The organism is Mesorhizobium sp. M0870 (genome assembly GCF_040319775.1).
Taxonomy (GTDB): domain Bacteria; phylum Pseudomonadota; class Alphaproteobacteria; order Rhizobiales; family Rhizobiaceae; genus Mesorhizobium.
Map to the genome: position 1 here is coordinate 121,761 of NZ_JAMYOI010000007.1, position 13,856 is coordinate 135,616.

At 59.4% G+C, this 13,856-nt stretch carries 18 protein-coding genes and 1 pseudogene; 15 read left to right on the forward strand and 4 right to left on the reverse strand.

Annotated elements, in window-relative coordinates; translation table 11 throughout:
• The first annotated feature begins 176 nt into the window (after positions 1-176).
• The 3 genes from NKH97_RS11130 to NKH97_RS11140 are packed head-to-tail and all read left to right on the forward strand — an operon-like array spanning position 177 to position 3,156.
• The gene (locus NKH97_RS11130; RefSeq protein ID WP_352796739.1) at positions 177-1,031 is read left to right on the forward strand and encodes a MipA/OmpV family protein; all 855 of its coding nucleotides are present in this window, start codon (positions 177-179) and stop codon (positions 1,029-1,031) included.
• Positions 1,032-1,072: 41 nt separating this feature from the next.
• A complete protein-coding gene (locus tag NKH97_RS11135; RefSeq protein ID WP_032900681.1) occupies positions 1,073-1,834 on the forward strand; it encodes a response regulator in 762 nt (253 codons plus the stop codon).
• On the forward strand, positions 1,831-3,156 hold the full coding sequence (locus tag NKH97_RS11140; RefSeq protein WP_352440217.1) for a sensor histidine kinase: 1,326 nt from the start codon (positions 1,831-1,833) through the stop codon (positions 3,154-3,156). The genes NKH97_RS11135 and NKH97_RS11140 overlap by 4 nt, the downstream gene beginning before the upstream one ends.
• Positions 3,157-3,183: 27 nt before the next feature.
• Here NKH97_RS11140 and map read toward each other — a convergent pair whose 3' ends face one another.
• Positions 3,184-4,011: a type I methionyl aminopeptidase gene (gene map / locus NKH97_RS11145; protein ID WP_013532002.1), complete on the reverse strand. Its 828-nt coding sequence runs from the start codon at positions 4,009-4,011 to the stop codon at positions 3,184-3,186.
• 200 nt (positions 4,012-4,211) lie between these two features.
• Between map and NKH97_RS11150 the strand changes: the two genes are divergently transcribed.
• The 11 genes from NKH97_RS11150 to NKH97_RS11200 all read left to right on the forward strand — a co-directional run bounded on the left by NKH97_RS11150 (position 4,212) and on the right by NKH97_RS11200 (position 11,065).
• The gene (locus tag NKH97_RS11150) at positions 4,212-4,634 is read left to right on the forward strand and encodes a hypothetical protein (RefSeq protein WP_352440218.1); all 423 of its coding nucleotides are present in this window, start codon (positions 4,212-4,214) and stop codon (positions 4,632-4,634) included.
• Between the two features lie 113 nt (positions 4,635-4,747).
• Positions 4,748-4,873: a hypothetical protein gene (locus NKH97_RS11155; RefSeq protein ID WP_352440219.1), complete on the forward strand. Its 126-nt coding sequence runs from the start codon at positions 4,748-4,750 to the stop codon at positions 4,871-4,873.
• Between the two features lie 160 nt (positions 4,874-5,033).
• Positions 5,034-5,330 (forward strand): DUF982 domain-containing protein, encoded by a 297-nt coding sequence (locus NKH97_RS11160; protein ID WP_352440220.1) that lies wholly within the window; start codon positions 5,034-5,036, stop codon positions 5,328-5,330.
• A 215-nt stretch (positions 5,331-5,545) separates the two neighbouring features.
• Positions 5,546-5,809, forward strand: a complete 264-nt coding sequence (locus NKH97_RS11165) for a DUF6074 family protein (RefSeq protein ID WP_023810460.1) — start codon at positions 5,546-5,548, stop codon at positions 5,807-5,809.
• A 327-nt stretch (positions 5,810-6,136) separates the two neighbouring features.
• Positions 6,137-7,318 carry a pilus assembly protein TadG-related protein gene (locus NKH97_RS11170; RefSeq protein ID WP_081734815.1) on the forward strand — a complete coding sequence of 394 codons (1,182 nt, stop codon included), beginning with the start codon at positions 6,137-6,139 and terminating at the stop codon, positions 7,316-7,318.
• Positions 7,319-7,337: 19 nt separating this feature from the next.
• Complete coding sequence (locus tag NKH97_RS11175) at positions 7,338-7,763, forward strand: TadE/TadG family type IV pilus assembly protein (RefSeq protein WP_050592670.1); 426 nt, start codon at positions 7,338-7,340, stop codon at positions 7,761-7,763.
• Positions 7,753-8,160: a TadE/TadG family type IV pilus assembly protein gene (locus NKH97_RS11180; RefSeq protein ID WP_023810463.1), complete on the forward strand. Its 408-nt coding sequence runs from the start codon at positions 7,753-7,755 to the stop codon at positions 8,158-8,160. Before NKH97_RS11175 ends, NKH97_RS11180 begins: the two co-directional genes overlap by 11 nt.
• A 394-nt stretch (positions 8,161-8,554) precedes the next feature.
• Positions 8,555-8,797: a hypothetical protein gene (locus tag NKH97_RS11185; protein ID WP_081734816.1), complete on the forward strand. Its 243-nt coding sequence runs from the start codon at positions 8,555-8,557 to the stop codon at positions 8,795-8,797.
• Between the two features lie 114 nt (positions 8,798-8,911).
• Complete coding sequence (locus NKH97_RS11190) at positions 8,912-9,214, forward strand: DUF1330 domain-containing protein (protein ID WP_023810464.1); 303 nt, start codon at positions 8,912-8,914, stop codon at positions 9,212-9,214.
• A 451-nt stretch (positions 9,215-9,665) separates the two neighbouring features.
• Positions 9,666-9,965, forward strand: coding sequence for a hypothetical protein (locus NKH97_RS11195; RefSeq protein ID WP_127297149.1), 300 nt, complete (start codon positions 9,666-9,668; stop codon positions 9,963-9,965).
• A 272-nt stretch (positions 9,966-10,237) separates the two neighbouring features.
• Positions 10,238-11,065 (forward strand): class I SAM-dependent methyltransferase, encoded by an 828-nt coding sequence (locus NKH97_RS11200; protein ID WP_164892885.1) that lies wholly within the window; start codon positions 10,238-10,240, stop codon positions 11,063-11,065.
• Between the two features lie 492 nt (positions 11,066-11,557).
• Here NKH97_RS11200 and NKH97_RS11205 read toward each other — a convergent pair whose 3' ends face one another.
• Positions 11,558-11,857 carry a hypothetical protein gene (locus NKH97_RS11205; RefSeq protein WP_245273186.1) on the reverse strand — a complete coding sequence of 100 codons (300 nt, stop codon included), beginning with the start codon at positions 11,855-11,857 and terminating at the stop codon, positions 11,558-11,560.
• 38 nt (positions 11,858-11,895) lie between these two features.
• Positions 11,896-12,114 carry a hypothetical protein gene (locus NKH97_RS11210; RefSeq protein ID WP_352440221.1) on the reverse strand — a complete coding sequence of 73 codons (219 nt, stop codon included), beginning with the start codon at positions 12,112-12,114 and terminating at the stop codon, positions 11,896-11,898.
• Between the two features lie 769 nt (positions 12,115-12,883).
• Between NKH97_RS11210 and NKH97_RS11215 the strand changes: the two are divergent.
• Positions 12,884-13,116: pseudogene (locus NKH97_RS11215) on the forward strand (hypothetical protein).
• Positions 13,117-13,271: 155 nt separating this feature from the next.
• Here NKH97_RS11215 and NKH97_RS11220 read toward each other — a convergent pair.
• Positions 13,272-13,514, reverse strand: a complete 243-nt coding sequence (locus tag NKH97_RS11220) for a DUF6894 family protein (RefSeq protein WP_023810468.1) — start codon at positions 13,512-13,514, stop codon at positions 13,272-13,274.
• Between the last annotated feature and the right edge of the window lie 342 nt (positions 13,515-13,856).

The following is a 13,856-nucleotide window of genomic DNA, read 5'->3' on the forward strand; positions in this document are numbered from 1 at the left end:
CGAGACGATCCACGGCAGATCGTGGTAGCTCCCGCTGTCAGTCTATGGCTTCCCTATACGGCAAGATGAAACCACGATTGCGCAACAAAACTTAACATCACTTAACGCATGCGGCCACTTTCACCTGACATGTTGGCGCCATCGGAGGCTCGTGGCCTCGCTATACTGGAGCGCGCATGTTCGCCAAAATTGACTCTGGACTATTTGCCGGCCGGGCATCTCTCGCGGCCATGGCAATCCTGCTTTCGACGCATTCGGAGGGCGCGCTGGCGGCAGACGCCATTGCGGTGAATTCCGATGATTTTACCCTGCCGCCCGAGCCTTCCCGTTTCGGGCGTTTCGAACAGAAGCTGGCCGACTGGCATGTCGTGCTTGGCGGCGGCGCCATCATCGTCCCCAAATACGAAGGCAGCAATGAGTTCAAGATCATGCCGGTGCCTTTCGTCACGGCGACATTCCTTGACACGGTGACGATCGACCCGACAGGCGCCAACATCGCCGTCTATGAACAAGGACCGTTCGCGTTCAGCACTCGGCTTGGCTATGAGATGGGCCGCAAGGAAGACGACTCCGACCATCTGCGCGGCTTGGGGGACGTCGACATGGGCGCGACGGTCGGCGTGAAGGCAGCGGCGAAGTTCGGTCCGGCCGAAATATTCGCGCAACTGGACAAGACCATCGGTGGCAGCGATGGCCTGGAGGGCAGGGTGGGGATCGAGGTGATCCGGCCTCTGTCTCAATCGTTGATGATCGGCGCCAGCGTGTCCGCCGTCTTTGCCGACGAAAATTACATGCAGGCCTATTTTGGCGTCACGCCCGAACAATCTCGCTCGGGGCTGGCGCGCTATGATGCCGGCGCTGGTTTGAAGCGCGCCGATTTTTCGATTTCCGCCACATATATGCTTGACGAGAACTGGATGGTGCGCGGCGAAGCGGGGGTCGGCGTTCTCTTGGGTGATGCTGCCGACAGCCCTGTTGTCGTCGAAAAGATCCAGCCTTCAGGAATGCTTCTCGTCGGATATCGGTTCTGACGCCTACCCAGGCACCAAATGCAGGCTAGACAAACTCCGGAATGGCACAGCAACGGCACCAAAGCGATTTGAGCGCCGAATCCAGGTCGGCAAGGCAAGGTTCGCGCATCCTCATTGTCGAAGACGATCTTGAGATCGCGCGCATGCTGGGCGAGACGCTCACCGACAACGGCATGATCGTGGAAATTGCCGAGAGCGGCGTCCAGATGAATGCCGCGCTTCGCAACCAGAAATTCGATCTCATCGTGCTCGATGTCATGCTGCCGGGCGAAAACGGTCTCAACATCTGTCGCCGTCTTCGTGCCGGAACCAACATTCCGATCCTGATGCTGACCGCGCTCGGTGAGGAAATCGACCGCATCTTCGGGCTGGAAATCGGCGCGGACGACTATGTGACGAAACCGTTCAGCGCACGCGAACTGACGGCCAGGATACGGGCGCTGCTGCGCCGTACAGCCTATGCTCCAGACGAGCGGGACTGGTCGAAGGTGCTTCGTTTCAACGGCTGGCGCCTCGATCCCATACGACGGCAATTGCATGACCCCAACAATGCGCGGGTTACGACCACGACGCATGAATTCGACCTGTTGCTTGCGTTTTGTCGCAATGCAGGCCGGGTTCTCTCGCGCGAGGAACTTCTGGGCGTAACCCATGCCGGGCTCGCGGGGCCGATCGAGCGTAGCGTCGATGTCCATATCAGTCGAATCCGCAGGAAGATCGAAAAGGATGCGCGCGATCCGGTGCTTTTGAGGACTGTTCGGTTGGGTGGCTACATCTTCACCGCGACGGTGGAGGAAGCATGAGGGGTTTCATCCGCCGTTTCTTGCCACAGTCCGTGCGTGGGCAGTTTGTGGCAATCATTTTCATCGCGGTGATCGTGATCATGTTCGTCGGTTCGGTCGTCGAGATTTTCATAGAGAACGTCGACCTTCCCGCCGCGGAAGATAACGCAAGGCGTGCGGCCGTTGTTGCTGCCTTGTTGCAAGAAACGCCGGCGGAGGCGCGTGGGGCAATTCTGGCGACAGCAAAGCGGGCCGGCTTTGATTTCGAGATATTGCCCAAGGACCAGATACGCGGCATTCCCCAGTCCTATCTGCAATGGCGAAGTGTCGAATGGCTTTTGCGTATCGACAGGGGGACGGTTGATGGACGCTGGCTAAGGATCGGCGGCCGATACGCATTTGTCATCGATTTGGACCAGCAGGACGTCCTGGCCCATTTCGGCATGCCCGATTCCTGGCTGACATCGGGCCTCGTCCGTGCCTCGTTCTACAGGTTCATGGCTTTCGTCGCCTTGCCCGTGCTGATCTGGCTGTTTGCGGTTTGGGCCGTGACGGATCCATTGAAGCGCATCTCGGCAGCAGTCGGTTCGGCCGAGATCGAGAATGGCGAACAGCTCTTCGTCGAACACGGCTCCATTGAAATGGTGGGCTTGGCGCGCGCCCTGAACAGGATGAGGACGCGCATCCGCACCATGATCGAAAATCGCACGCGCATGTTGCGCAGCGTCAGTCATGATCTGCGCACGCCGTTGACGCGGCTGCGGCTTCGCGCCGAGCGTATGGATGATGGCCCAATCCGAACCGCAATCCTGTCCGATGTCCAGCACATCGAAATCTTGATCGACGAGACCCTGACCTATCTGCGCAACGATGTTTCGACGGAGAAGCTGCAGCGCGCCGACATTGCCAGCGTTCTGCAAACCGTCTGCGCCGAATTCTCCGATGTCGGATTTCCTGTCTCATATTCCGGGCCGGACCGGCTCCTGGGCTGGTGCAAGCCCAATGCATTGGCGCGTGCCATCGCCAATCTTTGCGACAACGGGGTCAAATTCGCTGGCAATGTCACGGTCGCCTTGACGGCGACCGGCACGGCGGCGCGCATCACGGTAGGGGATGACGGGCCGGGTATTCCGATGACGGCACGTGCTCGTGTTTTCGAACCATTCTTCAAGGAAGATGCGTCGCGCGGCATTGCATCGAAGCATGGCTTCGGTCTGGGCCTCTCGATCGTTGCCGACATCGTCCAGGGGCACGGCGGCAGGATCGAATTGGAGGACAACCAGCCCAGCGGACTGGTCGTTACCATCGACCTGCCGAATGCTGCGGATTTGCAGTCGGCATAGACGGCCTCCTGCCGGGTAGATGCGCCGCTAGGCCGGCAGGCCGGGGCGATCGAGCTTTTTGGGCGACAGCGTGAAAATCTCGCACCCTGTGTCGGTCACGCCGATCGTGTGCTCGTACTGCGCCGACAGCGAGCGGTCGCGCGTCACCGCGGTCCAGCCGTCCGACAGAACCTTCACATGCGGCCTGCCCAGATTGATCATCGGCTCGATGGTGAAGATCATGCCTGGCCGCATCTCGACGCCCTCATTGGCGCTGCCGTAATGCAGGATGTTCGGCGCGTCATGGAACAGCTGGCCGACGCCGTGGCCGCAGAAGTCGCGCACCACCGAGCAGCGCTCGCCTTCGGCAAAGGTCTGGATGGCGGCGCCGATGGCGCCGGTGCGGGCTCCCGGCCTGACCGCCGCAATGCCGCGCATCAGGCATTCATGAGTGACTTCGAGCAGGCGCTCGGCGGCGCGCTTGATCGTGCCGACCGGATACATGCGCGAAGAATCGCCGTGCCAGCCGTCGAGGATGTAGGTGACGTCGATGTTGACGATGTCGCCATCCTTGAGCGGCTTGTTGTCGGGAATGCCATGGCAGACGACATGGTTGATCGAGGTGCAGGACGATTTCGTGTAGCCGCGATAGTTGAGCGTCGCCGGCAGCGCGCCGTGGTCCATGCCGAATTCGAAGACGAAGCGGTCTATTGCTTCGGTGGTGACGCCGGGCTGGACCATCGGCACCAACTCGTCGAGGCAGCGTGCGGTGAGATCGCATGCCTTGCGCATGCCGGCAAAGCCGTCCTCGCCATAGAGGCGGATCTGGCCGGTATTTCTGAGCGGGGCCGTGGCGGCGTCGAGATAGGTGACCATTCTGTCCGTGTAGCGGGTAGGGCTCTGCAGGAGAGCCAGCGTGAAAATTTCCCCAGATTTGGCACTTGAGGGCAAAAGGTTCAAGGAAGAACTGTTTGATGCAGCCGCGCGCTTCCGGATATTTGCCTCGCATCGGCGATGTCTTACCGGTTTTTGCCCGGTTTGCTTCCCTTTCCGGCCGTGGTGCGTTAGGGCGGGTGATGTTTTCGAGATCGCGTCCCTTCGGGGCGGCCAGGCAAACCGGATGGCCTGAAGCGCCGCTGACGGCAGCGTGCTCATGCCTGATGCGCATGGTGCTGCTGGCGATGCTGTGCTTCGGCCTGCCGGCGGCGTCAGCCTTTGCGGGGTCTGCGCCAAGCGGTGCCAGTGTCGGTGTCGAGCGGTCGGGCGAGGTGGCGGCGCTGCTGCGTGTCACCGGCAAGGCGCAAGCGCTGGAAGTTCGTGCCGGCCGTCCGCTCCTGGTCAAGTTCGCCGGCGGCCATCCCGCGCTTCCGGTCCCTGACGCTGTTTTTCTTTGGGCCGAAGGAACATCGCAAAGAGCGATGGTTTCGGGATATGGGGCCGCCTCGGTTCCCGGGGCGCGCACCAACCAGCCGCGCGCACCGCCGACCATCACGGCCTGAGCGGTCCAGAACCGTACCCTTCACCTCATCGTTATTCCTGTTTGCGTCGTGATCGTGCGGCGGCTGTCGGCCGCGCAGCGGTCGCGCGGCGCGTCTTTTTCCGGATCATTTCAATGCAACAACGCATCAAGACATTCAAAACCCTGTCGCGCGCGGCCTCGGCTGCCACGTTCCTCTCCGTCCAGATTGCCGCCATTCGCATGGCCTTCGGCGCGGAGACAGATCTGGCGAACCAGTGAGCACGTGTCGCCCAAGGCATATCATCGGTGCGTGATTGTTTTGGGCGACGTGGCGGTCCAGCGACCCAAGTGACGACACATTTCTGGACCAAAAGCCCGGCAAAGCAACTTTTGACGACGAATGGCGTTGCCTCGGTGACGCCAGTTCGGGAGATAGGAAATGGACAGACTGCAATTCGAGGTGCCGGTGCGCATCGCACCCGCGCCCGGCCTGCCAGTCGAGGAGATTTACGGCGTCGAACAGGCGCTCGACTTTCTCCAGGACTGGCCTGTGCGCCGTCAGGGCCCGATCTATCAGAAGGCGTTCAACGCCTGCTTTGGCGCTACGGTGGACGTGGTCAAGACCGAGGATGCGTGCCGGGCCTTCATGGCGTTTTGCCGGGCGAGCGGACTGATGGCCAGGGATATGATGACGCCGCGCAAGCGCGGCGGTGAGGCGAGGGCGTTCCAGGCGTAAGGCCGTCGCCCGTTTCGCCTGGCTCGATTGGCACGCCAACGAACGCGGTTGAACGCCCATGAGGATCTCGCACGCGCCTGCGCGGGTCTCGTCCGCGATGACTGCACCAGGATGCACCATCGTCGGCGCCGTTAAGCTTCCGTTTCCATCTTCCCGGCTATGCCATTGCTTGTTGGCAGTGGTTGATTCGTTGCATCAGTCTCATGGTTCGGAAGATGTCTCCAGAAAAAGTTCGTGCATTCCCGATCGACCGTCAGGTATTCTTGGTTCGAGAGGTTGCTGCCAAGCTCGGCAATCTGCATGGCGAGACCGCCACCTCCTTCTGGAGGGCCAAAGCGTCGGAGTTGCTCGATCTTGTGGTCGGATCCGGCAGGGACAGAACGGCAGCCAGCGATGAAGTGCGCAGGTTTTTCCTGGCCGTGCAGCGAGAGATGTTGGCTGATACGGTCGCGGAGTCGATGCCAATTCTTTCCGCTTGAAGCAAATCCTGAACCTCCATCCTCCACACATGCATCAGTAATTTGTAAATACGCTTACTCCGGTGTGTTTTTCGGAGACCCGGTCGTTGTTCGCGCGGTCTCGGCTGCGAATCCGGCAATTTCCCGCCGGCCTTGAGGGGCGGCCCACTCTGAGACATCGATGCGCTTGCGCGTTGGTCAGCCAGCGAAACACTTCTTTTTTGAAGCCAATGGACCACTGCTCAAAAATGCAACGAACTTTTTAGCCATTCGTTCATCTATGCGTGCTTTCTAATTTAAACCATGGCCTTGAGTAGCTTCACCCGTGTTCGGCTTGTAATGGACGCCATGCGCCGCAGCACGGGCGCGAATGTCGCTACGATTTTTGCCTTGACCTTGCCGGTCGTTGTCGGCGCTGCGGGCTTCGGCGTCGAGACCTCCTATTGGTACTACAACAGCCTGAGATTGCAGGCGACGGCCGATGCAGCCGCTTATGCCGGTGCGCTCGAACAGATCTCGGGTTCCGACAAGCCGACGATCGTCGCGGCCGCGACCCAGTCCGCGGCGTCGAACGGACTGGGCTCGGGCACGATCGTCGTCAATACGCCCCCAGCGTCCGGACCGAATACGGCAAAAAAAGCGGTCGAGGTGATCGTAGGCCAGAAGCTCGACCGGATGTTCACCCTGATCTTTACACAGGAAAAGGTTCCCGAACAGGCGAGGGCGGTGGCCGTCATTACCGATGCCTCGAGTGCCTGCATGCTCGCGCTCGATCCATCCGCTTCGCAGGCAGTGCTGTTTTCCGGCAGTACCAGCGTTAAGCTCAGCGGCTGCTCGGTCATGTCCAATTCGATCGCCTCGGACGCCATCAAGCTTCAGGGCTCGGCCGGTCTGCAGGCCGATTGCCTGATATCGGCGGGCGGTGTCTCTCTCAGCAATCCCGTCAGGACCGTCTGCGCGGCCCCGATCACCCAGGCACTGCCTGCCGGCGATCCCTTTGTCGACCTGCCGGCCCCGGTGGCCGGGACCACCTGCCAGAACGACAACAAGGCGACGCTCGGTCCAGGCACCTATTGCAGCGGCATGAACCTAAAGGGCAATGTCACGCTTTCGCCCGGCGTCTATGTCGTCCAGGGCAGTTTCAAGATAAACGCCAATGCGGCCATCACTGGCAGCGGGGTGACCATCTTCATGTCGGGCAGCTCGACTGTCAGCATGAATGGCAATGCGTCCGTGAACCTCAGCGCGGCGACTTCGGGCACCTACTCAGGCGTTCTGTTCTACGGCGACAGGACCGGCATGAGTGCATCCAGCACATTCAACGGCACGGCGGACTCGCTTTTGACCGGGGCGATCTATTTCCCCAAGCAGCAAGTGAACTATCTTGGCAACTTCTCGGGCAAGGGCGGCTGCACCAGGGTCGTCGCCAATACGATTCAATGGTCCGGTAATTCAACCATCAATCAGGATTGCTCAAGCCTCGGAGTGCCCAACATTCCAGCCGCGCGGTCCGTGGCACTTTCCGAGTAGCCCCGTGGGGCGCCGATCGATGCCGAACCTTGGCGATGATTCGGGCGTTGCGGCGGTCGAGTTCGCGATGGTGCTGCCCATTCTGTGCCTGGTGCTGCTTGGTATTCTGGACGGCTGGTCCTACGTAACGAGTTCACTGTCGATGCGCGCCGGTGTGAAGACCGCCGCGAACCTGGTCATGAGCGGATCGACCGATGATGCGGCGACCCAAGCTCTTGCCATTGCGAGCTGGGAAAATCGGCCGGAGGACGGTCAGGTCACGCTAAGCCGCATCCGTATGTGCGGGGCGACGGTGGTCGACGTGTCCACCATGTGCAGTGGGCCGAAGGTGCCGGCGGTCTATGTCCAGATACAGGCATCGGGCACCTGGGTGCCGCCAATTGCCTTCGGCCCATTTGCCACTTCCACTGTAATCGGTCACCAGGAGATGATCCGTGTCCGCTAGGGTAAGCGCGTTCCGGCAGGATCGATCGGGCGGGGCCGGGCTGGAGTTCGCGCTAATCGCCCCCTTCCTCGTCATGCTGCTGTTCGGGATCTTCGCTTTTGGCTGGTCGATGCACTCGGTCTCCAGTGTTCGCTATACGCTGGAGACGTCAGCGCGCTCGCTGCAGCTTAAGAACACGCTGACCCAGGCCGACATTCAATCGATCGCCACGCAGAAATTGCAGGCCTTGGGGTTTAAGGACGTGAACGTCACCATCGCCATCGACCCGGTGAGCGGCGGCTTCCGCATGGCGCATCTGACCGCGGCCTATGCCTTCGTCATCGACTTTCCCTACTTCAGTTCCTTCCCCATCAACTACGCGACAACCGTTACCGTGCCGCTGCTTGGCAGCGGCTAGGCTGTGGCCTGATAGCTTCGCGTGCTGGGGCTCTGCTTACTTGTACGCCTTGAGCGCGATTAGACCACCGAGAATGGTTATCGCCATCAGGATCAGCGCCCACGACACGACGTTATGCGACAGACGCCTCCGGCGGCCGCGCAGGGTCCGGTCCCGCTAGCGTTTGGCCTGATCAGCCCCTGTGTTTTGTCGATCCACATCCTTCCCCACGAGCAGAATGCGACTCATGCCGGCTGGTGTCCAGATCGGCACCGGTTTTGGCGGTCGCGCTGCAAGCCTGGCTCTCAGCCTGCTTTTGATGGCAAGGGGCTAGATAATATATTCATTAGTGCTAATATTGAGATGACGTTACGTCATGTCGGACCATCTATCGGGTGCAATAAAGGGGGTTCCAATGAGAGTGGCTGTATTTTGCGCGGCTGTGGTTTTCGCTGCGACTGGTGTCGCTGATGCCAAGGAAAAGAAGGTGGCGGTCAGTGATGCCGCCGCCTTGTGTTCCACCAACCCGTCAGCCAAGAAGCCCGTTCCAAATCTGGACTGCGGTGTCACCGGAACCGCCAAATCGCAAGATAGCGGCGCAAAGGCAGAGCCGCGCCTCGGATACGACTCCAACCCGTGGATTGTAACAGGCTTTTGACTTCGCATGGCGAATGCCGGTTGAAGCGCTGAAGAGAGTCGTCTTGACCGACGGGCGCCGCCCCCTGGGAGTGGAACGCAAGGGTCGGGCGCCGTTGAGAAGAAGGATGCGCAAATGGCCGCCTATCTGATCGCGGATGTAGACATAAAGGACGCTGCCGTGTTCGAGGAATACCGGCGGGATGTGCCGGCCACCGAGGAGCGTTATGGTGGGAAATATCTAGGTCGTGGCGGTGCGACCAAGGTTTTGGAAGGTGATTGGGAGCCACACCGTTTGGTAATTATCGAATTTCCCGACATGACGTCATTGATGGGCTGGTACAATTCGCCGGAATACGCGCGCCTTATCGAAATCCGTAAGCGTTGCGCCAACACCAGGATAATTGCGCTTGAGGGGATCGCAACACCCACTGTTTGACAGTGGTGACTCGGCTCCGCCTTCATCAGGCAGAATCCGGCTTTTGCCCGAATCCGCACACCGCGAAGTCAGCTGTTTAAAGCCGGGAAACCAGGCAATAAATACGGGCTTACCACCACTGCGGGGCTTTCTCATCATCGCAGTGCCGAGAACCCAACTCGACCGTGCAATTGAAAAGCCCGCCACGGGGGCGACCTGCGGCGGGCTCTTGGAGCGGCTACATCCCTGAGGAATCGACCACTTTGTAGCAGGATTATGACCCGTGTGACCGCGTTAGCCTATGGTGTGATCGCGGAAGACAGGTCTTCGTTGAAGATAACGGCAGAGAGCTTCCCAGTGGCGGGCCATAGGGCAATCCCAGGTGCGGACCTCTGGATTGCCCATTTTTCTTGGAACCGTCGTGCCGCAGCGAAGTTCGGTACCAAAGGGACATTCCGAAATGGAGTTGATCATGAAACAGGTTCTTTTCGCTTCAGCCATTATGGCACTGTCAACTGGCCTCGCATTTGCGCAATCGACCGACACGACCACAGGCGGATCGTCGACCTCGACAACCAAGACCATGCCGAGCACTACGACCGATCAGGGCACGGATTCGACCACCACGAGTGGAACGAACTCGAACTCCGCCAAGGACTGCGCTCCGGGTCAACAAACTGGCAGCGCCAAGCAGGCCGCCCCAGGTCAACAGGACACCGATGCTAACTCGGCTGCTCCTGGTCAGATGAAAAAGACCACGGAAGGCTGCTGACCTGCCTTTGGACTGTCCCAGGTTGATGCATAGCGGTCGATTCTCAGGATGTAGCCGCTTTCGAAAAGCCTGTCGTGCTAGGCCGCCAAGCCGGGTTCGCCTCGCTGAAGGACTTCTGGGAGGTCCAATGAGGATGCGCCTAGACACCCTTTCAGCCGCCATTTATGTTAGACATCTCTAAAGTGCAGATGAGCCGCTCGGCTTTAGAGTGCGCCAAGGGCCTGCATTCGAGCTCTAACTTGTTGTGCTTTTTCATCCGGGGGGACACCAGTATGACAAGCGAACGTCAGCACGAATACGAACTGGGGCATTCGGAAAGAGAACTGAAAAGGCTTGCGACGCAGGCGACATTGGTTGACCCGATGACACGGAATTACCTGCGGCGAGCTGGTCTCCGAGCGGGAATGCATGTCCTTGACGTGGGGAGCGGCGCCGGGGATGTCGCCTTTCTCGCGGCTGATGTTGTCGGACCCACAGGTCTTGTCATCGGCTCTGACAGGTCGGCGGAGGCTCTTGACGCTGCTCGGGCGAGAGCCGCGCAACGTGGTTTGGAGAATGTAATCTTCCACCAATGTGATCCTGCCACCTTCACTTTCGATGTATCGTTCGACGCTATCGTGGGCCGATACGTATTAATGTTCTCGCCCGATCCCGTCGAAATGTTGAGGGGCGTTGCGCGGCATCTTGCTCCCGGCGGCGTGATAGTATTCCACGAAGTCGATTGGACCGGCGCTGCCTCATTTCCCTCCGTCCCGACCTACGACAACTGCTTTCGATGTATCGTTGAGACATTTCGTCGGGTAGGGACCAACCCAAACATGGGCCTGCAACTCCATTCGACCTTCCTCAAAGCCGGGCTGCCGGCCCCTAGCATGGCGGTAAGTGCTCTAGCCGGAGGTGGATCAGACAGTCTGAGCGGCATTGATCTGATCTCCGATCTCGCAGCGATCATGGCTCCGGTCATGGAGCAGATGGGCGTTATCACAGCTTCAGAACTCGGTCCCGAGACGCTTCAAGATCGAATTCGCGCAGAGGTTTATGCAAGCGCAAGCGTGGTGGTCGGCCGATATGAGGTGGGTGCCTGGTCGCGACGAATGTAAGCACCATGATCATGCCTATGCCTTCTACGTCGCTTTCCTCGCCGAGCCGCCGCTTGATGTCACGGGCGGCGCTCGTGCGGGATATCGGCCCTCCAGCATTCAGCCCACGATGACCTGAAAGCCGGCCCATCGCCTCCTGACAGTCAATCTCAGGGTCACTCGCGCTCATGGTGCGTTGATCATGCGTTTCCTTCCACAGTGCTGTCCTCGTCCAATGCATGCGGAACCGGCAGATACGCATTAGCGACAGCCAATCGCCCACTATCGTTCGGATGGTCCGCCCTCCTGAGCCCCATTTCTTCCGCCACGCCCGACAGGGGCTCTTGGACCCTCGGGTCAAGCGCTGGGTTACGTTTCGGAGCATCAGGGCCGCTCGTAGGAGCATTACCAGAAGGTCCGCGCGGGAAAGGTCGGCGGGCGGGTTCTTTGTTAAAATCGCCCGGCAGCCCGAAAAAAGTTTTCCAGACCGGTGCGGATTTGTTCCCAACCCCACTACTGCTGCTCGGGCATTTCAGTATTTTCCTGAGGGTCTTTTTTCACGCCTGGGCTGGGTGACGTGTCCGCTGGCGCATTACCGCCCTGGTTTTGCTCAGGAGCACGCTTGAACGGTGCCGTCTGCCAAGAGCCGTTCGATAAAGGCGTGAGTACAAAGAATGCTATCAGGCCTAGAAAAAGGACGGCGATAACCGCCACGCCCCACGCCATGAGTCTTCGCGTGCCACGCTGTTCTTGCCTGCGAGATAGATTGTCCGCCATTGCTCCGGCCTTTCGTGACGTGGCGCTGGTGAGCAACGCGCCTTCCCGAACTCGGTTCCGCCCGTCGTCCGACATCAGGCTTCGCCTTGAGGCGGCTTCCCGTCGCAGTGACGGTCTGCGGTTTCTGCTTTCTGCTCCGGGGGTGGCCTCTCCGCTCGAATCACCGGTTCCAGGTCGTTGGGAAAATTGGGCGCGTCGACTGGCAGTTTCGGCAGCAAATCTTTTTCGTCCGGTGATAGCGACGGAAGTATCTCTGCCACCTCGGCCAGGATGTCGTTTACGATCCCGTTCATTGCGTGCCTGCTGCGAAAATATCTCCTCTCGAACTTCGCTATTGCATCAAAGTTCCGGCCCATAAGGATGCTTCGTCATTCAGTGGCACGGGACAGGACCGGTGAATTGGCCAATGTTCGAACCCTGCTGGTGATCTGATTTCCATCCAAGGTTTGGCCCGCTGCCGAACGGTGGGGGCTTTTTTATGTATTAGCGGAACCTGATATGTCGAGGCGGGTTGGAAATGGCGGCAGCGTCCCCCGCTGCCGGGCCGAGGCTCCAAGCCCCGGCCGGGTCCGCCTCTGCCCGCCAGTGGGGGCGGACCCACTGGAACACGCTCCGAAAAGGAGGTTTGGATCGCGCTCGGTTTCCCTGGCGGAGCAGAACATCGGAAGGCCGTCACTGCTCCCTCAGGGCGACAAAATTGATGGGAACATTTTAGCAAACTGTAAATTGAAGGTTCTTCTGCAGGAGGCCAAACTGTCCCAGCGGAGCGTCGACAAAGACCGGTTGGAGCGCGCAGACCGTGAGGCAAAGATTGCTAACGCGGCCGAGAGAGAGGCGCGAGATACAAAAACTGCCCGACTTCGAGAACAACGCCTTGCTGCCGAAGCCAAGGCTTCACAAATCAAGAAAGGTCGATCCGGGTGCTAGGTCGCTTTAGCCGCTGATGCTCGCGCTCGATGCTCGGCTGCTTGATCGGGCCGACTACGGTCGCTTGCCAGCCCGATGGCGATGAGGAATATAATCCTTCCGTTGCGGCGATCCCCTCAAACGGAGTTCGCACAAATGGCCCGATCGAAACCTTCCAAGCAGTTATCACAGGTTGAATCGAGCGCTTTCTGGTGGCAGCGGAAGCGCTGCACCTGAGCATCGTCAAGCCGTTCATATCGCCGCTCTGCGACCACTACAGACAGACACGCGTCTTACATGAGGTGCTTTTGAAAGCCGTGCGGGATGTGACCGGAAGGGAAGTCGAGTTCATCCGGTGGAACACTACTGGGCCGGTGCTACCCACTTAAGGCCTGACGTGTCGGTTAGTCCTTCTAGCAGCTTGCGCGACTCTGCGATTGTGCGGCGCGTCTCCGCGATGGCCGAAAGCATGTTGTCTGCCTCAGCGACCGCATGTCGCTGGCGTCGGTGCGCCGCCATAATGAATAGCTCTAAGGCGATGTCCTCATCCATCGGGCAGTTCACGCACCCACTCGAACGTGACCTTCACGGTGAATAGCGGCTTGCTGGTGTGGTCGCGGACACGGATGGCAACTTTCCTGAAAGTTTCCGGCATCTGGTCTTTGGCTATTTCGAGTAACGCTGTTGCTGCCTCATCTTCAGCGGCTTTCCGGCTTTTAAGCTCGGTGCCTTCAGGGTCGGGAAACACTTCGCCATCGTCCGTTAGATCAAAGAAGAAGCGGGCCATATGGCCTTAATTCCTAACCCCGAAAAAGGTTTCCTTGTTGCTACTTGCTGGTTATCCAGTCCACCAAGCCAACTTCGATCTGCTCGCACCCGACATATTCGCGGACCAAGCATGAGGACATTGACGCGCTGCTCTGGTCGTTCCTACCGGAAGAAGTATTGGAAGAGGCGGTCAACGCTTCGGAAGGCGGCGCAGCCTGAACTGTCGCGTTTGGCCCGCTACCTCACGGTGGCGGGCTTTTCTCAGTCACGTTGATTCGGTTTGTGCGCGAACGTCCGCTGAAATTCGCTGCGCTTATTCGACGCTTATGTGACGAATGGGGTACAGATTCGGCTAAGTCGT